The following is a 20,133-nucleotide window of genomic DNA, read 5'->3' as shown; positions in this document are numbered from 1 at the left end:
TCCGCAAGAGGGTCCCAGGAGTTCGGGAGCGATCCCGAGAAAGGTCGGCAGCCGGAAAGCGAAACCGGTGAACTCCGTCTCCGCGGAGGACGCGACTTGAAGCAACGACGTAGCGGGCTTTTTTGGTCTCTGCCGGCTCTCCAAAGGCCGTGGTCACTGAAGAGGCACTACATCCTTGCCGGGCGTGCGGATCGGGTCTCCCGTTCCAAGCGAAGGCAGCGCTCACGATGAACGCTCCCGTTCGTCCAAGCGACTGCTACCCGCGAAAACTGCCGGCTCACCCCGGCAAAAACGGCTCGTCGTCACCGTTCCGATCGCGTCCATAGCGATTGGCGCGAGGGCTGCGCTCCGGTTTCGTCATCGCTTTCGCAACGTTTTTTGGCCTTGGCAGGCCACGGGGAGACCCTCCAAATGACCGCACGCATCATCGATTTCCTCAACACCCGACGTCCCGACGGCCCGTGCCTCGTGGTCGACCTTGATGTCGTGCGGGAAAACTATCTCGCCTTCGCGCATGCGCTGCCCGACACCCGCGTCTTTTACGCGGTGAAGGCCAACCCGGCGCCGGAAGTGCTGTCGCTGCTCGCCTCGCTGGGCTCGAACTTCGACTGCGCCTCGGTCGCCGAGATCGACATGGCGCTGGCCGCCGGCGCGACTCCCGACCGCATCTCCTTCGGCAACACGATCAAGAAGGAGCGCGACGTCGCCGCCGCCTTCGCCCGTGGCATCGACCTCTATGCGGTCGATTGCGAGGCCGAGGTCGAGAAGGTCGCCCGCGCCGCTCCCGGCACCCGCGTGTTCTGCCGCATCCTCTGCGACGGCGCCGGCGCCGAATGGCCGCTGTCGCGCAAGTTCGGCTGCGAGCCCGAAATGGCTGTCGGCGTGCTCGAGCATGCGCATCGCTCGGGCCTGCGCGCCTATGGCGTGTCGTTCCATGTCGGCTCGCAGCAGGCGAACACCGAGGCCTGGGACAGCGCGCTCGCATCGGCGGCCGGCATCTTCTCGACGCTGGCCGAGCGGGGCATCCAGCTCTCGATGGTCAATCTCGGCGGCGGCTTCCCGACCCGGTATCTCAAGGAGATCCCGGGCGTGGAGAACTACGCCTCGTCGATCGACGCCGCGCTGAAGCGCCATTTCGGCAACCGCATCCCGGAGACGATCATCGAGCCGGGCCGCGGCATGGTCGGCAATGCGGGCATCATCAAGACGGAAGTCGTGCTGATCTCGAAGAAGAGCGACTCGGCCGACGACCTGCGCTGGGTCTATCTCGACATCGGCAAGTTCGGCGGCCTCGCCGAGACGATGGACGAATCGATCCGCTACCCGATCCGTACGGCGCATGACCACGACGAGAAGACGCCCTGCGTGCTCGCCGGCCCGACCTGCGATTCCGCCGACGTCCTCTACGAGAAGGCGCCGTATCACTTGCCGGTGTCGCTCTCGATCGGCGACGAAGTGCTGATCGAAGGCACGGGCGCCTACACGACGACCTATTCGGCCGTCGCCTTCAACGGCTTCAAGCCGCTCGAAGCCTTCGTGATCTGAAGGACTTCATCGATGATCCATATCGACGTGGAGGCGCCGGGCGAAGCCGGCGCCCGAGAGCTGCTGCTTGACCGGACCATGGGCCCGGACCGCCACCTGAAGTCCTCGGAGCGGCTGCGCGAGAATCGCCTGCCGGCGTCCGGGCTGGCGCTCGTCGCCCGCGACGGCGACGAGATCGTCGGCTCCGTCCGGCTCTGGAACGTCTCGGCCGGCGGCCGCGACGCGCTCATGCTCGGCCCGCTCGCGGTCGCGCCGGAGCGCCAGGGCGAGGGCCTCGGCGGCAAGCTGATGCGGGCGGCGCTGAACCGCGCCGCCATGTTCGGCCATGCCGCCGTCATCCTGGTGGGGGACGCCGAATACTATGCGCGCTTCGGTTTTTCGACCGCGGCGACGCAGAGCCTGATGATGCCGGGGCCGGTCGACCGCAGAAGGTTCCTGGCCCTGGAACTCCGGGAAGGCGCGCTCGACGGCGCCGCCGGAATGCTGGTCGCGACAGGCGACTGGTCGGCCCCGCCGCTCGCCGGGCCGGACTTTCCGATGGTTGCAAGCCCTTCCGGGCTCGACCTCGTCGACGCAAGCCGCTAGGTTCCCCCGCACCAAACCGGTCGTGGATGGAAGGGCATATGCCCCTCCATCCACGGCTTTTTGTTTGTCATGAAGGAAGGGTACGGTACCCCACTTGTTGATTTCGACCTTGAGGAGTGTCTCGCAATGACGAATTGGCCTGTCTACGGTCGCATCTCCGGCCCCGTGGTCATCATAGGCTTCGGTTCGATCGGACGCGGATTTCTCCCGCTGCTGAAGCGCCATTTCGCCCTGGACCAACCCCAGATCACGATCATCGAGCCGACCGACGAAAACGCCGGCCTGATGGCCACTTTCGGCGTCAAACACGTCAAGGTCGCACTCACGCGTGAGAATTACCGGGAAGTCCTGACGCCGCTTCTGACGAGCGAGTCCGGCCAGGGCTTCTGCGTCAACCTCTCGGTCGATACGTCGTCGCTCGACATCATGAAGCTGGCCCGCGAGCTCGGCAGCCTCTACATCGACACCGTGATCGAGCCGTGGCCCGGCTTCTACTACGACCACAAGGCCGATCCGGCGTCGCGCTCCAACTACGCGCTGCGCGAGGAACTGCTGGCCGAGAAGCGCGCCCATCCCGGCGGCCCGACGGCGGTCTCCTGCTCCGGCGCCAATCCCGGCATGGTCTCGTGGTTCGTCAAGCAGGCGCTCCTCGACATCGCCCGCGACCTCGGCATCGAGCATGACGAGCCGACCACGCGGCGCGAATGGGCGGCGCTCATGCACGCGACCGGCGTCAAGGGCATCCACATCGCCGAGCGCGACACCCAGCGCGCCCGCGTCGCCAAGCAGCTCGACACCTTCGTCAACACCTGGTCGGTCGAGGGCTTCATCTCCGAGGCGCTGCAGCCGGCCGAGCTCGGCTGGGGCACGCACGAGAACTGGATCCCGGCGCACGCCCGCACGCATGACACCGGCAGTGGCGCTGCGATCTTCCTGCTCGGCCCCGGCGCCGATACGCGCGTGCGTTCCTGGTGCCCGACGCCCGGCCCGCAGCTCGGCTATCTCGTGACGCATAACGAGGCGATCTCGATCGCCGATCACTTCACGCTGCGCGAGGGCGGCGAGGTCATCTACCGGCCGACCTGCCACTACGCCTACCATCCGTCGAACGACGCCATGCTGTCGCTGCACGAGATGTTCGGCCGCGCCGGCAAGCGGCAGTCGAAGATCCACATCCTCTCCGAGGACGAGATCATCGCCGGCCGCGACGAGCTCGGCGTGCTGCTCTACGGCCATGCCAAGAACGCCTACTGGTACGGCTCGCGCCTCACCATCGACGAGGCGCGCGAGAACGCGCCCTACCAGAACGCCACCGGCATGCAGGTGACGTCGGCGGTGGTGGCCGGCATGGCCTGGGCGCTGGCGCATCCGGACCGCGGCATCGTCGAGGCGGACGAGATGGACTACCACCTGTGCCTCCGGGTGCAGAAGCCATATCTCGGCACCGTCGAGGGCATCTACACCGACTGGACGCCGCTCACCGACCGTCCCGGCTTCTTCCCGGAAGACATCGACGAGAGCGATCCCTGGCAGTTCCGCAACGTGCTGGTGCACCAGCTCGGCTAGAGCGTTTTCGAGCGAAGTGGACACCGGTTCGCGTGAAGAAAACGCGACCTAACAAATCGTTCAGCCGGTTCCTGTCGGAAGATCATCGAGACCGGGCCTCTGGCCCGGTCTTTTTTATGCATTGGCTGGGGAGGGCGGCGCGGGACAGGGCGCCGCGCCGGATGCTGCCGAAGGATTGGGCAGGGCGCTTCGCCGCCTCGACATGCATCAGCGTCATGTCTCGGCCCGGTGGCGGCCGCAATCGCGACCTGATCCCCGCCGATCCGCCGCAATCCGGCCGTATCCCTTAATGCTGCGCTGCAATATGACGCCAGAATTAATGCTGCTCTGCGTTAGGCGCATCGCTGGCATGAGCTTTTTCGCAGTGCTCAATTCGCTGGCAACCGCCTATATCAACGTCAACAAGAACGGCGACAGAGAAATCCGGCGCTAGTTCGACAGAGATCAGACCGAATTCAAAGGACATCCGAAAATGGCTCTCAATATCCTCGCTTCCTACAAGACCTGGCGCAAGTTCCGCGAGACCTACAACGAGCTCTCCCGCCTGAACAACCGCGAGCTTGCTGACCTCGGCATCCACCGCGGCGAGATCGAGCGGGTCGCCAAGCAGGCCGTCGGTTACTAAGACTTCTAGAGACTTCAAGGAATTCGCAGAGGACATCCCCTCCTCCCTCCGTTCTCTGCGATTGGCGCCGCGTCGACCTCCTCCCCGACAACGCGCCACCCTCTAAACGCCCGTCGACCTCCTCCCCGACGGGCGTTTTTCTTTTCCGCGCAGACCGCGTAAGGCGCCGGCAGACGCGACCGTGTCGAGCTCTCGTACAGCTCCCGGTCGCGCGCCGGCGTCGCTCATTTCAGGGCCGGTTTTCCGGCCCGGCGCTCCGATCGCGCCCGCCTGTGACGCCTGTCACAGCGCTGTTTAGAATGATTTTGACTCACCTTACGTTACGTCGTACCGCGGATGCCGAGGGGCGCTCGCGGGGCTGAGTCGGCCCCTGTCCGTCTGGAGGGACGACATGCCGAAAATCAGTCAGTGGTTCATCGGAACGGCCGTGATCTATGTCATCGTCGGCATGATCGGCGGCATCATCATGGGTGCGCAGCAGGACTTCTCGCTCGCGCCGGCGCATGCCCATCTCAACCTGATCGGCTGGGTGTCGCTCGCCCTGATGGGCTTCTATTACAACGCCAATCCGGCCAAGGCGGCGAGCCGGCTCGCGACCATCCAGTTCTGGGTGTCGACGATCGGCCTCTGGATCATGATCCCCGGCCTCGTGCTGACGCTGCGCGGCGCGCCGTCGGGCGAACCGATCGTCATCGCCGGCTCGATCATCACGCTGCTCGGCATGGTGCTGTTCGCCGTCGCCATCTTCGGCCGCACGCCAAGCCGGGCGTGAGGGCTTTCCTTCACCTATGCCGTGAGCCTCCGCCGTCATCCCGGCGAAGGCCGGGATCCATACCCACGGGCTTATGACCAGAGGGCCGGTCACGGTTTGCTCGGTCGGTGTCTATGGGCCCCGGCCTCCGCCGGGGCGACGCGTCCTGGTCATGCGCCGCAGACGGCATGACGGCCTTCGATGACCTCTGAATGAGGGCCGTGTTTCGGGACGCCCTCAGCCGGCGAGGTCGATCACGCCGGCTTCGCCGCCCTCGGTGCCGAAGGCGAGGCGGACGCCCTTCTTGTCCCAGGCGAGCGCGCTGACCGCGCCGCCTTCGCCGGGCTTGCGCAGGATCGCCTCGTCGCTGTCGGCGAAACGGACCGCCAGCACCATGCCGTCCTTGTAGCCGATCGCCACGACCTCCTCGGTCGGGTGGCAGGCGACGAAGGTGACGACCTGGTCGCGGGTGCCTAACTGCAGCGGCTGCTTGCCCATCGGGCCGTCCTTGAAGTGGAACGGCCAGAGCACCGCCATTTCCGCGCCAGAGGTCGCGAGGAAGCGGCCCTTGGGCGACCACGACATCGACTTCACCTTGCCGGGATAGCCGGACATCCGCATGTGGCCGCCGCCATCGGCGACGCGCCAGCCATGCAGCGAATTCTCCTGCATCGAGGTGATCACGCTCTTGCCGTCCGGCGAGAAGGTGACGCTGAGATGCGAGCCCTTCCATTCGAATTCGGTCGGCTTGGCGTCGGTGCCGATCCACCAGAGCGAGACGCCATTGTAGCGCGCGACGGCGAGGCGGAGCCCCTTCGGCGCGAAGGCGAGGCCGGCGGCGGTGCGCTCATGCTCGAGCACGCGCTCGCGCCCGTCGGCGAAACGGACGAAGACCTGGCGGCCGCTGGCATAGGCGATGATGCCGTCCGGGCCGCAGGCGACCTGGTCGATCCACTTCTTCGGCTGGCTCGCCAGTTCCGTGACCTTGCCGCTCGCGTCGATGGCGCAGACGCGGCCGTCATCGCCCGTGGTGATCAGGCGCGCGCCGTCCTGCGTGCGGGCGGCGGCGAGCAGGCCGCCGGAATGAACGCTGAGCTTTTCGGCCGAGGGGCCGTCGACCCGGGCGACCGCGCCGTCGCCAAGCGCGAAGACGGGCTCGGCGCCGAGAAACTGCGCCGCGACGACATAGGCGTCGAGAGGAAAGGACTGGATGGTGGGCAAGAGGCTCTTCCGGTCGATGTCGTGCAGGGCATTTTCGAGGCAAGAAAATGCCGGTCAGCTAGGTCGTCGATCGCCCCGGCCGGGGCCGGAGCGATGCGGTCGAAGGGAATGCGGCCGTCAGGCCGCCGGCATCAGGCAGGCTTCGAAGCTCTTGCGCAGGGCCTCCTCGTTCAGCTTGCGGCCGATGAAGACGAGGCGGCTCTCGCGCTTCTCGCCTTCCGCCCACGGACGCTGATGCGTGCCCTCGATGATCATGTGCACGCCCTGCAGCACGTAGCGATCGGGATCGCGGTCCATCGCCAGGATGCCCTTCAGGCGCAGGATGTTCGGGCCTTCGACCTGCGTCACTTCCTGGATCCAGGGGAAGAACTTGTTGGGATCGAGCGTGCCGCCGCGCAGCGAGACCGAGAAGACGGATTCGTCGTGGCGCGGATGGTGGTGGTGATGGTCGTGATCATGATCGTGGTGATCGTGGTCATGATGATGGTGATCGTGGCCATGGTGGTCGTGGCCGCAATTCTCGTCATGGACGTGCTCGTGATCCTCGCCCTCGAGGAATTCCGGGTCCAGCGTCAGGATGCGGTCGAGATCGAAGGCGCCGCGATCGAGCACCTTGGAGAGGTCGATGGCGCAGCGCTCGGTCCGGTGGATCGTCGCGTGCGGGTTGATGTCACGGATGCGACGCTCGACGGCGGCCAGCTTCTCGGCGTCGACGAGGTCGGACTTGTTGAGCAGGATGACGTCGGCGAAGGCGATCTGCTCTTCGGCTTCCGGAGCGTCGTCGAGCCGGGTCAAAAGGTTCATCGCGTCGGCGACGGTGACGACGGCGTCGAGGCGCGACTTGGCGCGCACGTCGTCATCCATGAAGAAGGTCTGCGCGACGGGGGCCGGATTGGCGAGGCCGGTCGTCTCGACCAGGATGCCGTCGAAGCCGCCGGGGCGCTTCATCAGTCCCTCGACGACGCGGATCAGATCGCCGCGCACCGTGCAGCAGACGCAGCCATTGTTCATCTCGTAGATCTCTTCGTCGCTCTCGACGATGAGGTCGTTGTCGATGCCGATCTCGCCGAACTCGTTGACGACGACGGCGTATTTCTTGCCGTGGTTTTCCGACAGGATGCGGTTCAGAAGCGTCGTCTTGCCGGCGCCGAGATAGCCGGTGAGCACGGTGACCGGGATCTGGGTTTCCGTCATGAGAGATCTCCGGCGCGGAGCATCAGCCCGCGCAAAAGGGGGGAATGGGTTGCCGCCTGATATAAGGGATGTCGGCGCCGATTGCGATGGGTCAGCGCTCGGGCGCTTCGCGCCTTAATTTAGAACGAATCTAATCTTGATCTGGTTGCGCCGCCGGCCGCCCGCCGGCTCGCCTGGAGAGAGACGCATGACTGGTTCCGATGTTCGTGGCTATTCGCCCCTGCAGGTGGGCCTGCATTGGGTCATAGCCCTGCTGGTTCTGTTCCAGCTCGTCTTCGGCGAGAGCATGAGCCACGCCCAGCGTGGCGCCCTGCGCGGCACGCCCGTCTCCGCCTCGGATGCGGCGCTCGCGACGGCGCATTACTGGGTCGGGATCGCGATCCTGATTCTCGTCCTGCTCCGGCTCGCCCTTCGGCTGACCCGAAGCACGCCGCGCCCGCTGGAAACGGCGGGGCGCCTCGCCGCCCGGCTGGCGAGCGCCGCCCACGTCGCCTTTTATGTCCTCCTCGTCGCCGTACCGGTCACCGGGCTGCTCGCGATCTATGTCTCGCGGTCGTTCGGAGGCATCCACGAACTCGGCAAGCCGGCGTTCATCGTCCTGATCGCGCTGCATGCCGCCGCCGCGCTCTACCATCAGTTCTGGCTGCGCGACGGCACGCTGCGCCGTATGGTCGTCCCCGGCGCGCCTTGACGACTTCTCCGCTGTCTAGGACACCGGATCGTCGCGCTCGACCGCCCAGCAGGCGACCTCCGTCTCGCCATGCCAGCGAAGTTCCGGCCGCTCGACGCGGCATTTGTCGAAGGCGCGCGGGCAGCGCGGATGGAAGGCGCAGCCCCTCGGCGGGTTGAACGGGGAGGGCAGCTCGCCCTTCAGGCGGATGCGCTCGCGCTGCCGCTCGGGATCGGCCATCGGCGTCGCCGAGAGCAGCGCCTGCGTATAGGGATGCAGCGGCTGCTCGAACAGTTTTTCGCGCGGCGCGCGTTCGACGACGCGGCCGAGATACATGACCAGGATCTCGTCGGCCATGTGCCGCACCACGGAAAGACCGTGCGAGATGAAGAGATAGGAGAGGCCGAGGCTCTCCTGCAATTCGACCAGCAGGTTCAGCACCTGCGCCTGCACCGAGACGTCAAGCGCCGAGACCGGCTCGTCGAGCACGAGGATCTTGGGCCGCAGCATCAGCGCGCGGGCGATGGCGATGCGCTGGCGCTGGCCGCCGGAGAACATGTGCGGATAGCGGTTGGCGTGCTCGGGCCTGAGGCCGACGCGCTTCAGCATGTCGAGAACGGCCGCCTTGCGATCGGCCGCGCTCATATCCCGGCGGTTGATGACGAGCGGCTCGGCCAGCGCGTCGAGGATTTTCTGGCGCGGGTTCAGCGAGCCGTAGGGGTTCTGGAAGACGATCTGCACTTCCGAGCGCAGCTTCTTCAGCGCCGCCTTGTCGGCGGTGACGATGTCGGTGTCGCCGATGACGAGCCGGCCTTCGCTCGGCTCCTCGATCATGGTGACGAGACGGGCGAGGGTCGACTTGCCGCAGCCGGATTCACCGACGACGGCGAGCGTCTTGCCTTCCTCGAGCGTGAAGCTCGCCTCGGCCAAGGCCCGGACGGTGGCGGCCGGCTTGAAGGCGCCGCGGCTCACCGAATAGAAGCGCGCCAGATGGCTCGCCTCGAGGACGACGGGCGCGTTCATGCCGCGACCTCCCTGCCTTCGGGGTGGGGATGGCCGATCGGCCGGCCATGCGTCAGCGGATAGTGGCAGAGCGCGAAGCCGGCGATCGCGCCCTGGCGCGGCGGCACCTTGGTGCGGCAGCGGTCGGTGGCGAAGCGGCAGCGCGGCTCGAACAGGCAGGCCGGCGGCCGGTCGAACTGGCCGGGCACGACGCCGGGGATCGAGGGCAGGAGCTTGCCCCTGGCGCGCTCCGGCAGGGCGGCGAGCAGCGCCGCCGTATAGGGATGATGCGGATCGGCGAAGAGCGGGCCGACCGGCTGCTCCTCGATCTTCTGCCCGGCATAGTGCACCGAGACGCGCTCGGCCGTTTCGGCGACGACGCCCATGTCGTGCGTGATGAGGACGAGGCCGGTCTCGGTCTCCCGCTGCAGCGAGACGAGGAGTTCGAGGATCTGCGCCTGGATGGTGACGTCGAGCGCGGTCGTCGGCTCGTCGGCGATGATCAGCTTCGGCCGGCAGGCGAGCGCGATGGCGATCATCACGCGCTGGCTCATGCCGCCGGAGAGCTGGTGCGGGAAGGCGGAGAGCCGGCGCTCGGGATCGGGAATGCCGACGGCGTTCAGAAGCTCGATCGAGCGTTCGCGGCGCTCGCGCTTGGTGAGGCCGAGATGCGTCTTCAGGCTCTCGCCGATCTGATAGCCGACCGTGAAGCACGGGTTGAGGCTCGACATCGGCTCCTGGAAGATCATCGCCATGTCCTTGCCGATCACCCGGCGCCGCTCGCGCGGCGTCAGCGTCAGCAGGTCCCGACCGTCGAAGGCGAGGGTCTTCGCCGTGACGGTGGCGGTCCAGGGCAGCAGCCCCATCACGGCGAGCATGGCAACCGACTTGCCGGAGCCGCTCTCGCCGACGATGGCGAGGATCTCGCCGCGATCGACGCTGAGCGAAACGCCGTCGACGGCGCGGAACTGGCCGGAGCCGGTGCGGAAGTCGACCGTCAGGTCGTTGATTTCGAGAAGCGGCATGGTCAGCTCCTCCGCATCTTCGGGTCGAGCGCGTCGCGCAGGCCGTCGCCGACCAGGTTGATCGCGAGCACGGTGATCAGGATGGCGAGGCCGGGCTCGGTGACGATCCAGGGCGCCGATTGCAGGAATTCGCGCGCCGAGGCGAGCATCGCGCCCCATTCGGGCGAGGGCGGCTGGGCGCCGAGGCCGAGGAAGCCGAGCGCCGCCGCCTCGAGGATGGCGTTCGAGATGGTCAGCGCCGCCTGCACGATGATCGGCGCCATGCAGTTGGGCAGCACGGTGCGGAACATGATGCGGAACGTGCCGGCGCCGCCGACGCGGGCCGCCGTCACATAGTCGCGCGTCTTCTCCTGCAGCGCCGAGGCGCGCACCAGGCGGACGTAATAGGGCAGGTAGACCACCGTGATGGCGATGATCGTGTTGGTCAGGCTCGGGCCGATGATGGCGACGATGACGATGGCGAGCAGCAGGCTCGGCACCGACAGGATGACGTCCATCGCCCGCATGATGACGATCGACGGCCAGCCGGGCGCGAAGGCAGCGACCAGGCCGAGCGCGATGCCGGCCGCCATCGAGGCGACGACGACCGAAAGGCCGATGAACAGCGACAGCCGCGCGCCAAAGATCAGGCGCGAGAGCATGTCGCGGCCGATCTCGTCGGTGCCCAGCAGGAAGGCGCGGTTGCCCCCCTCGGCCCAGGCTGGCGGGATGCGGGTGAATTCGCGGAACTGCTCGTAGGGCGAATAGGGCGCGATCACATTGGCGAAGATGGCGACGAAGACGAGCAGCGACAGCAGGATCAGTCCGACCAGCGCGGCGCGGTTTTCGGAGAAGTCGCGGAAGAACGAGACGAACGGGCCGGGCGGCGCTTTTGGCCGCGGCGCGGCGGCGGTCGCGGTGCTGTCAGCGGGCATGGCGGATCCTCGGATTGAGCACGCCGTAGAGCAGATCGACGAGAATGTTGATCAGGATGACGATGGCGGAGACGAGCAGGATTCCGCCCTGCAGCACCGGATAGTCGCGGCGGTTGATGGATTCGATCAGCCAGGAGCCGACGCCGGGCCAGGAGAAGATGTATTCGGTCAGCACCGCGCCGGCCATCAGCGCGCCGACCTGCAGGCCGATCACGGTGACGACCGGGATCAGTGCGTTGCGGAGCGCATGCACGCCGACGACGCGGAACGGCGAAAGTCCCTTGGCGCGGGCGGTGCGGACATAGTCCTCGCCGAGGATTTCCAGCATGGCCGAGCGGGTCATGCGGGCGATGGTGGCGAGCGGGATGGTGCCGAGAACGATGGTTGGCAGGATCAGATGCGACACCGCCGAGCTGAACGCGCCTTCCTCGCCGGAGAGCCAGCTGTCGATCAGCATGAAGCCGGTGACGGGCTCGAAATAATAGAGCAGGTCGATGCGGCCGGAGACCGGGGTCCAGCCGAGATTGACCGAGAACAGCAGGATCAGCAGCAGGCCCCACCAGAACACCGGCATGGAGAAGCCGGTCAGCGCCGCGCCCATCAGCCCGTAGTCGACGACGGTGCCACGCCTCGTCGCGGCGATGACGCCGGCCGGGATGCCGAGGATGGTGGCGAACAGCATGGCGCTGATGGCGAGCTCCAGCGTCGCCGGGAACAGCGTCAGGAACTCGGTCAGGACCGGCGCATGGGTCGAGGTCGAGGTGCCGAAATTGCCGTGCGCGAGCTGCCAGAGATAATCGAGAAACTGCTTCCAGACCGGCTGGTCGAGGCCGAGCTCGTGACGGAACTGCGCGAGCCGTTCCGGCGAGATGCCGCGCTCGCCGGTGCGGACCTCGATCGGGTCGCCGGGAACCAGGCGGATGGCGATGAAGGTCAGGAACGCGATCGCGATGAAGGTCGGGATGACGAGCAGAACCCGTCGAACAATGAAACCGAGCATTTTGGGGACCCGTGGTGGGCGAGCGCAGAGACTGCGCCGCCTGGTCCAGAAACAGATGACCGAAGCGGAGGGCGGTGTCGCCGCCGCCCGCTCCGGTATCGCCTGAGAGCCTTACTTCAGCTCGACATCCGTGAACTCATGCCGGCCGAGCGGGCTCACCTTGTAGCCGCTGACCTCCTTGCGGGTCGGTTCGAACACGACCGAGTGGGCGATCGGCATCACCGGATAGTCATCGTGCTGGATGACCTGCATCTCTTCATAGAGCTTGGTGCGCTCGGCCTTGTCGAACAGGGTCTTGGCCTTGTTCAGCCGGTCGTCGAACTCCTTGTTGCACCACTTGGCCAGGTTCTGGCCGCCCGGGCGGGCCGCCTCGCAGCTGAGCAGGAAGAAGAAGTTGTCGGGATCGCCATTGTCGCCGGTCCAGCCGAGCTGGCCCATCTGGTGCTCGCCCGCCTGCATGCGCTTGCGGTACTCGCCCCATTCATAGGAGACCAGATTGGCCTTGATGTTGAGCTTGGCGAGGTCGGCCTGGATGATCTCGGCGACGCGCTTGGCGTTCGGGTTGTACGGACGCTGCACCGGCATCCACCAGAGATCCGTCTCGAAGCCGCCCTCGAGGCCGGCTTCCTTCAGGAGCGCCTTGGCCTTTTCCGGATCGTAGTCGTAGTCGACGACCTTGTCGTTGTAGCTCCAGATCGTCGGCGGGATCAGGTTCTTGGCCGACTGGCCGGCGCCGAGATAGACGTCCTTGAGGATCGTGTCCTTGTCGATGGCATGCGCCATCGCCAGGCGGACGCGCTTGTCGTCGAACGGCTTCTTCTGCACGTTGAAGGCGAGGTAGCCGATGTTGAGGCCGGCCTGCTGCAACAGGTTGACGTTCGGATCCTTGCCGATCGCCTCCAGGTCGGCAGGGTTCGGATAGGCCATGATCTGGCATTCGCCCTTCTGCAGCTTCGACCAGCGCGCCGTCGGATCCTTGGTGATCGCGAAGACGAGGCCGTCGATCTTGGGCTGGCCGCCCCAATAATCCGCGAACGCCTTGAAGCGGATCACGGAATCCTTCTGGTAGGTGACGAAGGAGAAGGGACCGGTGCCGACCGGCACCTGGTCGAGCTGCTCCGGCGTTCCGGCCTTCAGCATCGCGTCGGCGAACTCGGCCGAGAAGATGGTGGCGAAGTCCATCGCCAGATTGGCGAGGAAGGGCGCCTCGGGGCGGCTCAGCGTGAACTTGACCGTGTGGTCGTCGACCTTCTCGATCGACTTCAAGAGGTCCGGCATGCCCATGTCGTTGAAGTAGTCATACGCGCCGCCGGAGACCTTGTGGTACGGGTTGTCCGTCTTCCACTGGCGCTCGAACGAGAACAGCACGTCGTCGGCGTTGAAGTCGCGCGTCGGCGTGAACGTCTTGGTCGAGTGGAACTTGACGCCCTTGCGCAGGTGGAAGGTGACTTCCGTGCCGTCGGGCGAGATGTCCCAGCTCTCGGCCAGCGCCGGGACGACATTCGTCGTGCCGGGCTCGAACTGGACCAGCTGGTTGAAGGCCGGCCGCGCCGCGTCGAGCGAGGTGCCGGTCGTATTGATCTGCGGATTGAAGTTCTCCGGGCTGCCTTCCGAACAGTAGACCAAAGTCTTGGCCCCGGCGGCGGAAGCGAGACCCGTGACAAGCATGGTCGCCGCCAACAGGCGGACATAATTCTTCATTCCGGAACTCCCCTGGCTTGCGCTTTCCAAAGCGCTTTAAGCCCGCCCCGCAGCTGGATTCCTTGCTGGAACCTCTCGTGGGCGGAAAGCCACAGTCGAGCCGAGCCGAAGCGCTATTGCAAGAGGGATTTTTGCCGGTTGATCAAAGATTGAGCGCGCCGCGCACCTTGGCGACGATCGCCGCCGAGGAGCGGTGGTGGGATTCGAGCGTCAGGTCGGCGATGCGCGGCGTCAGCAATAAATTGGGGACGGCGGCGAAGATCGAGCCGGCTTCGAAGGTCAGCGGCTCGGTCTCGAAGCCGTCGAAGGCGGCGCCGCGCAGGCGGTCGATCGACAGCATGTTGGCGACGGCCGCCTCGTCGACGATGCCGCCGCCGCCGACCGAGATCAGCACGGCGCCGGATTTCAGCCGCGACAGCGCGGTGGTGCCGAGCTTGCCGATGAATTCGGGGCGGGCCGGCAGATGCACGCTGACGACGTCGGCCTCGGCGAGGAGCGGCTCGAACTCCACCCGCTCGATGTCGCTCCAGGCCGGATGGGTCGGCTTCAGGAACGGGTCCCAGGCGATGACCCGCATGCCGAGCGCGCGCGCCCGCGTCGCCGCCGCGCGGGCGCCGAAATCGAGGCCGACGAGGCCGAGCGTGCGGCCGCCGATCTCGCGGCCGACGAGATGGCCGCGCGGCCACTTGCCGGCCATCACGTCACGCGCCGAGAAGAAGGCGCCGCGCACCAGTATCATGGCGCTGGCGATCACATACTCGCCGATGGCGTCGGCCATCATGTCGGGCGAGCGGACGATCGAGACGCCGCGCGCCTCGCAGCCGAGAAGGTCGATATTGTCGGAGACGGCGCCGATCTGCCCGATCACGCGCAAATCGGCCGCCTTGGCGAGCAGCGGGATGTCGACGACCGTCCGGTCGCGGATCAGCAGCGCCTTGGCCTGACGGATGACCTTCGTCAGGCCGGGCGGGTCCATCCCCAGCGTCGGCTCGTAGAGGACCTCGAAGTCGCGGGAGAGATCCGCGACCGCGTTCTTGTGCATGAACTCGGAAATTACGATGTCGACCACGCCCGCCCCCGGACATGCGCTCAGGCCAATGCTGTCGCAATGCCCCGCATGCTAGCAACAGACGGCCGGCTTTCCCAAGCGTTTTCCGAAAGGGTGCCGACCGGTCAGGCAGGCGAAGTCCAGAGCCGGCCGAGGTCGAAGCGCGCCATCTCCTCGAGCAGTTCGACGAAGGCGGCGGCCTGGTAGTCGACCATCAGTTTGCCGCGCTCGGCGGTAGCCCGCGACGCGTTGCCGACGGCGCCATGCGGGTTCAGGTCCTGCGCCTTCCAGGCGGCGCGCGCCGGGGCGCCGTGGAAGCGCAGGCGCTTGAATTCCTTGAGCAAATCGAGCTGGGTCGAGCGGAAATCCTCGGCCTTGTCCATCTTCACGAGGTCCGGCCTGAAATGCAGCATGATCGAGGTTTCGACGTCGCCGCCATGGATGCCGTAGAGATATTCCTCCTCCGGCACCAGGCCCTCCGGCTCGCCGACGGCGGTCCAGCCGGTCGAGACCACCAGCATGCCGTATTTGATGCGCAGCTCGCGGGCGATGATCTCGGAGGCCGGGATGTTGCCACCATGCGAGGTGACGAGGACGAGCTTCTTGACGCCGGCCCGCGCGATGCTGTCGCCGATCTCCAGCCACATGCGGATGACGGTTTCCCAGGTGAAGGTGAGGGTGCCCGGCGACGAGATGTGCTCGTTCGACTTGCCGATCGACTGCACCGGCAGGAACGTCGCCGGCAGGCCTTCGGGCAGGAGCTCGACGACGCGCTTCACCATGCCTTCGCCGATGCAGGCGTCGGTGAAGACGGGCAGATGCGGGCCGTGCTGTTCGATGGCGCAGATCGGCAGGACCGCGATCCAGTCCTTGTCGCCGCCCAGGAAGTCGGGCGCCTGCATTTCGTGCCAGTAGGGGCGGGGAAGGGACATCGGAAGTCTCTTTTCTCGGTGGCTTGTTCTGCTCCCTCCCCCTTGTGGGGAGGGCGGGGTGGGGTACCAGCGCCGGCCTCGGGCGTTGGCGATACTGAGCAAGGGCAGGTCAGACTTTCAAGGGGGGAGGAGGTACCCCCTCCCTAACCCTCCCCACAAGGGGGAGGGAATCCGCCTGCGCCTTCCTCGGCTTTAGAGAGCCTCCAGGAACTGTTTGGAGGCTTGGTGGTGTTCATGGCGGAGGCGCGCCAGGTCGACGCCGACCGGCTGGCCGTCCTCGACCCGCCACTCGCCCTGGACCATGACGCGGTCGGCGGCATGCGCGCCGCAGAGCACGAGGGCGGCGATCGGGTCGCCGGCGCCGGAGAAGCGTAGCTCGTCGAGGTTCCAGAAGGCGAAATCGGCCTGCTTGCCGACGGCGATGGCGCCGATGTCGTCGCGGCCGAGGCAGCGCGCCGAGCCCTCCGTCGCCCAGCGCAGCACGTCGCGATCCGTCACCGCCTCGGCGTCGTAGCGGAGCCTCCCGATCATCAGCGCGTGGCGCGCCGCCTCGATCAGGTTCGAATTGTCGTTGGAGGCGGAGCCGTCGACGCCGAGGCCGACCGGGCATCCCGCCGCCTCCAGCTCCTTGGTCCGGCAGATGCCGGAGGCCAGCACCATGTTCGAGGTCGGGCAATGGCAGATGCCGACGCCGTGCCGCCCGAGCTTCTTTACCTCGGCATCGTCGAAATGGATGCCGTGCGCCAGCCAGGTCCGGTCCGAAAGCCAGTGGCATTCCTCGAGATAGTCGACCGCCGACATGCCGTGCTTCTCGCGGGCGAAGTCGGCTTCCTGCTTCGTCTCGACGAGATGGGTGTGCAGCCGGCAATCATGCTTTTCGGCCAGTGCCGCCGTCTCCCGCATCAGCCGCAGCGAGACGTCGAAGGGGGCGCAGGGGGCGAGCGCGACGCGGGTCATCGCGCCGTCAGAGCGGTCGTGATAGCGGGCGATGACGCGCTCGCAATCGGCGAGGATCGCGTCGGTATCCTGGATGGCGCCGCCGGGCGCGACCGCCTGGCTGTCGGCCTCGGCCGTATCGCCGCCGACGTCGAGCGCGCCGCGCGAAAGCGTCATCCGCAGGCCGACCGCCGCCGCTTCCTCCGCCTCGATGTCGAGCGCATGTTCGAGCCCGTCCGGGAACATGTAGTGGTGGTCGGAGGCGCAGGTGCAGCCCGACAGCATCAGCTCGGTCGCCGCGAGGCGGGCGGCGAGGCGGAAATTGTCGGCGTTCACATGTTTCGTCCAGATCGGATAGAGCGACGTGATCCAGGGCCAGAGCGACTTGTTGACCCCCGCCGGATGCGCCCGCGTCATCGTCTGGAAGAAGTGGTGATGCGTGTTGACGAGGCCGGGCGTCACGACATGGCGCGAGGCGTCGAAGATCTTCTGCACCGGATGCAGCGGCTCGGCGCCCTTGCCGACCAGCTCGACGATCCGGCCGTCCGCGATGACGACGCCGCGTTCGGCGCCGTCCGCCAGCACGGCGATCGGATCCCGGAGCCAGACCCGCCCCGTGTTCGTCCCGGTGTTCGTCATGACCGCTTCCGTCCTTCTCAGTCGACCCTGGCGGCGACGGCTTCGATCTCGACCAGGAATTCCGGCCGGGTGAAGCCCGAGACGATGTAGAGCGTCGAGGCGGGCAGCGGCTCGACCACATAGCGGTCGCGCACGTTCATGTAGCGGCGCATGTCCTCGCGCCGCGTGACAAAGGCGTTCAAGCGGACGATGTCGGAAAGGTCCATGCCGCCCTCGGCGAGGATCGCGCGGATGTTCTCGAAGCAGATCTCCGCCTGCTCCTCGATGTCCTCCGGCACGCTGTCGTCGCTTCGGATGCCGAGCTGGCCGGAGGTGAAGATGAACCGGCTTCCCGCCGGCGCCTGGACGCCGTGGCTGTAGCGGCCGAAGGGCGGGCGGATGGTCTTCGGGGTCAGGGAATCGTTCATCCGCGCGGGGCTCCGGTTCGGCGTAAGGGAATGGAAAGGGTAGGGGGGCGATAGCATCGCTGGCAAGGCCATGCCGCTTCGCCGGAAGCGCATGTTCCACCGCGATGTTTCGACGGAAGCGCTCAATTTCTCGGCCTCTGCCGCTATCTTGGGCAGGCTTCGTCGCATAATATGCGGGCACTTCCCGACGTCTGAGCGGACGGCACTATCGGCGCAGGCGCACAAGCGGCCGGCGTGGCATGCGTTTTGCGACGACGAAGGCCGGTCGAAGCGCCGGGAAGCAAGGAACCGGGGCGCATCGGTTCGGGGAAAAAACTGGGGGCGACCGCCAAGGCTGTCGCGACAAGGGGAAGGCGTAGACGACATGACATCGCTCAAGACAAGGTTCATCGGCATGGCGGCCGGCGCGGCGGCAGTGGCTTTTTCCGGCCAGGCCTTCGCGCTCGACGAGGTCTCCTTCGGCACCAACTGGCTGGCTCAGGCCGAGCATGGCGGCTTCTACCAGGCCGTCGCCGACGGCACCTACGAGAAGTACGGCCTCAAGGTGACGATCGTGCAGGGCGGACCGCAGGCGGCCAACCGCCAGCTGATGCTCGCCGGCAAGACGCAGTTCAACATGGCCGGCAACCTGGTCGAGACCTTCGCCGCCGCCGACGAGGGCATTCCGCTGGTCGAGGTCGCCGCGATCTTCCAGAAGGAACCGCAGGTCATCATCGCCCATCCGGACGTCGAGAAGTTCGAGGACCTGGCCAAGCTCGACACGCTGCTTCTGTCGAAGGACGGCTATGCCTCCTACTTCCAGTGGATGAAGGAGGCTTTCCCGGGCTTCCGCGACGAGCAGTTCAAGCCCTACACCTTCAATCCGGCGCCGTTCCTCGCCGATCCGAAGTCGGCGCAGCAGGGCTACATCACCTCCGAGCCGTTCGAGATCGCCAAGCAGGCCGATTTCAAGCCGAAGCTGTTCCTGCTCGCCGATGAAGGCTTCAGCACCTATTCGACCCTGATCGAGGCGACGCAGGAATATGCCGACGCCAATCCCGACATCGTGCAGCGCTTCGTCGATGCCTCGATCGTCGGCTGGTACAACTACCTGTACGGCGACAACAAGGCTGCCAACGACCTGATTAAGAAGGACAATCCGGAAATCACGGATGAGCAGATCGCCTACACGATCCAGACCATGAAGGATTATGGCCTGGTCGATTCCGGCGACACGCTCGACAAGGGCATCGGCTGCATCACCGACGCGCGGGTCAAGGACTTCTACGAGAAGATGGTCAAGGCCAAGGTCACCAAGGCCGATCTCGACCTGTCGAAGGTCTACACGACCAAGTTCACCTGCAAGGGCGTCGGCAAGGAACTGAAGAAGTAAGGGCGTCACGCCTCCAGGCATTGCCGGGCTCAGGCCCGGCAATGCCATTGCCTGATTGGCCATCGCCCGTTTGGCCATCGCCAGTTTGGTGGCGCGTTTCGCCACTTAAGTTGAGGAAACGGATTTCTTGTCTCTCGCAACCAGTAGCCCGCCATCCGCCGCGTCCGGACGGCCCATCGTTCGTCTCGAACACATCTCGAAGACGTTTTCGAACGGGACGATCGCGCTGAAGGACATGTCGCTGACGATCCGCGGCGGCGAGTTCATCAGCCTTCTCGGTCCGTCGGGTTGCGGCAAGTCGACCGCGCTCAGGATGCTGGCCGGCCTCGGCGAGCCGTCCTCGGGCAGCATCGTCTGGCCGGACGAGGGCGCGAAGGCGGCGAAGAAGGGCAGCGAGGGCGAGATCGGCTTCGTGTTCCAGGAGCCGACGCTGATGCCGTGGGCGACGGTGTTCAAGAATGTCTGGCTGCCGCTGCGCCTGAAGGGCGTCTCGCAGGCCGAGGCGCGGCCGCGCGTCATGGAAGCGCTGGAGATGGTCGGCCTCGACAAGTTCGTCGATTCCTATCCGCGCGAGCTGTCCGGCGGCATGAAGATGCGCGTCTCGATCGCCCGCGCGCTGGTGACGCGTCCGCGCATCCTGCTGATGGACGAGCCCTTCGCCGCGCTCGACGAGATCACCCGCCAGAAGCTCAATGACGACCTGCTCCGGCTCTGGGAGCAGTTCGGCTGGACGATCGTCTTCGTCACCCATTCGGTTTTCGAATCCGTCTACCTGTCGAGCCGGATCGTCGTCATGGCCGCGCGCCCCGGCCGCGTCATCGACGAGATCGAGGTCGATGCGCCGCATCCGCGCGGCATCGGCTTCCGCACCTCGCAGGCCTATGGCGAATATTGCCGCCGGACCTCGGAATCCCTTCTTTCCGCCATCGGAGCGGCAGACCATCTATGACCAGCATCGACCAGGGCCCCGCCGCGACCCCGACCGCGCAGGCCGCCGCCC

Annotated in this window: 19 protein-coding genes; 8 read left to right on the top strand and 11 right to left on the bottom strand. The window is 66.4% G+C overall.

What is annotated here, in order from left to right; all coding sequences use genetic code 11:
• The first annotated feature begins 411 nt into the window (after positions 1-411).
• The 5 genes from K32_RS18200 to K32_RS18180 all read left to right on the top strand — a co-directional run bounded on the left by K32_RS18200 (position 412) and on the right by K32_RS18180 (position 5,093).
• Positions 412-1,545, top strand: coding sequence for a type III PLP-dependent enzyme (locus K32_RS18200; protein WP_201400872.1), 1,134 nt, complete (start codon positions 412-414; stop codon positions 1,543-1,545).
• A gap of 12 nt (positions 1,546-1,557) precedes the next feature.
• The gene (locus tag K32_RS18195; protein ID WP_201400871.1) at positions 1,558-2,130 is read left to right on the top strand and encodes a GNAT family N-acetyltransferase; all 573 of its coding nucleotides are present in this window, start codon (positions 1,558-1,560) and stop codon (positions 2,128-2,130) included.
• A 126-nt stretch (positions 2,131-2,256) separates the two neighbouring features.
• The gene (locus tag K32_RS18190; protein WP_201400870.1) at positions 2,257-3,696 is read left to right on the top strand and encodes a homospermidine synthase; all 1,440 of its coding nucleotides are present in this window, start codon (positions 2,257-2,259) and stop codon (positions 3,694-3,696) included.
• 472 nt (positions 3,697-4,168) lie between these two features.
• Entirely contained in the window at positions 4,169-4,321 is a 153-nt protein-coding gene (locus K32_RS18185) for a DUF1127 domain-containing protein (protein WP_201400869.1), read from the top strand.
• Between the two features lie 391 nt (positions 4,322-4,712).
• A complete protein-coding gene (locus tag K32_RS18180) occupies positions 4,713-5,093 on the top strand; it encodes a hypothetical protein (RefSeq protein ID WP_201400868.1) in 381 nt (126 codons plus the stop codon).
• A gap of 216 nt (positions 5,094-5,309) precedes the next feature.
• On the opposite strand, the gene K32_RS18175 is transcribed toward K32_RS18180, so the two are convergent.
• Together K32_RS18175 and K32_RS18170 are read right to left on the bottom strand one after the other, a co-directional pair.
• On the bottom strand, positions 5,310-6,293 hold the full coding sequence (locus tag K32_RS18175; RefSeq protein ID WP_201400867.1) for a WD40 repeat domain-containing protein: 984 nt from the start codon (positions 6,291-6,293) through the stop codon (positions 5,310-5,312).
• Between the two features lie 117 nt (positions 6,294-6,410).
• Entirely contained in the window at positions 6,411-7,487 is a 1,077-nt protein-coding gene (locus K32_RS18170) for a GTP-binding protein (RefSeq protein ID WP_201400866.1), read from the bottom strand.
• A gap of 187 nt (positions 7,488-7,674) precedes the next feature.
• Between K32_RS18170 and K32_RS18165 the strand changes: the two genes are divergently transcribed.
• Positions 7,675-8,178, top strand: coding sequence for a cytochrome b (locus K32_RS18165; protein WP_201400865.1), 504 nt, complete (start codon positions 7,675-7,677; stop codon positions 8,176-8,178).
• A gap of 15 nt (positions 8,179-8,193) precedes the next feature.
• Here K32_RS18165 and K32_RS18160 read toward each other — a convergent pair whose 3' ends face one another.
• The 9 genes from K32_RS18160 to K32_RS18120 all read right to left on the bottom strand — a co-directional run bounded on the left by K32_RS18160 (position 8,194) and on the right by K32_RS18120 (position 17,761).
• A complete protein-coding gene (locus tag K32_RS18160; RefSeq protein WP_201400864.1) occupies positions 8,194-9,180 on the bottom strand; it encodes a dipeptide ABC transporter ATP-binding protein in 987 nt (328 codons plus the stop codon).
• Positions 9,177-10,184 (bottom strand): ABC transporter ATP-binding protein, encoded by a 1,008-nt coding sequence (locus tag K32_RS18155; RefSeq protein ID WP_201400863.1) that lies wholly within the window; start codon positions 10,182-10,184, stop codon positions 9,177-9,179. Before K32_RS18155 ends, K32_RS18160 begins: the two co-directional genes overlap by 4 nt.
• Positions 10,185-10,186: 2 nt before the next feature.
• Entirely contained in the window at positions 10,187-11,098 is a 912-nt protein-coding gene (locus tag K32_RS18150) for an ABC transporter permease subunit (RefSeq protein WP_201400862.1), read from the bottom strand.
• On the bottom strand, positions 11,088-12,098 hold the full coding sequence (locus tag K32_RS18145; protein ID WP_201400861.1) for an ABC transporter permease subunit: 1,011 nt from the start codon (positions 12,096-12,098) through the stop codon (positions 11,088-11,090). The genes K32_RS18150 and K32_RS18145 overlap by 11 nt, the downstream gene beginning before the upstream one ends.
• Positions 12,099-12,209: 111 nt before the next feature.
• Positions 12,210-13,799: an ABC transporter substrate-binding protein gene (locus tag K32_RS18140; RefSeq protein ID WP_201400860.1), complete on the bottom strand. Its 1,590-nt coding sequence runs from the start codon at positions 13,797-13,799 to the stop codon at positions 12,210-12,212.
• Between the two features lie 142 nt (positions 13,800-13,941).
• Positions 13,942-14,868: an NAD(P)-dependent oxidoreductase gene (locus K32_RS18135; RefSeq protein WP_201400859.1), complete on the bottom strand. Its 927-nt coding sequence runs from the start codon at positions 14,866-14,868 to the stop codon at positions 13,942-13,944.
• Positions 14,869-14,972: 104 nt separating this feature from the next.
• On the bottom strand, positions 14,973-15,779 hold the full coding sequence (locus K32_RS18130) for a creatininase family protein (RefSeq protein ID WP_244669588.1): 807 nt from the start codon (positions 15,777-15,779) through the stop codon (positions 14,973-14,975).
• A 192-nt stretch (positions 15,780-15,971) separates the two neighbouring features.
• Positions 15,972-17,354 (bottom strand): 8-oxoguanine deaminase, encoded by a 1,383-nt coding sequence (locus K32_RS18125; RefSeq protein WP_201400858.1) that lies wholly within the window; start codon positions 17,352-17,354, stop codon positions 15,972-15,974.
• Between the two features lie 17 nt (positions 17,355-17,371).
• Entirely contained in the window at positions 17,372-17,761 is a 390-nt protein-coding gene (locus K32_RS18120; protein WP_201400857.1) for a RidA family protein, read from the bottom strand.
• Positions 17,762-18,125: 364 nt separating this feature from the next.
• Between K32_RS18120 and K32_RS18115 the strand changes: the two genes are divergently transcribed.
• Positions 18,126-19,133, top strand: coding sequence for an ABC transporter substrate-binding protein (locus K32_RS18115; RefSeq protein WP_244669587.1), 1,008 nt, complete (start codon positions 18,126-18,128; stop codon positions 19,131-19,133).
• Positions 19,134-19,260: 127 nt separating this feature from the next.
• Complete coding sequence (locus K32_RS18110) at positions 19,261-20,082, top strand: ABC transporter ATP-binding protein (protein ID WP_201400856.1); 822 nt, start codon at positions 19,261-19,263, stop codon at positions 20,080-20,082.
• The last annotated feature ends 51 nt before the right edge of the window (positions 20,083-20,133 follow it).

The sequence above is a fragment of the Kaistia sp. 32K genome, assembly GCF_016629525.1.
GTDB lineage: Bacteria > Pseudomonadota > Alphaproteobacteria > Rhizobiales > Kaistiaceae > Kaistia.
The sequence above is the reverse complement of the archived record's forward strand: the minus strand, read 5'-3'. Positions and strand labels throughout refer to the sequence as shown.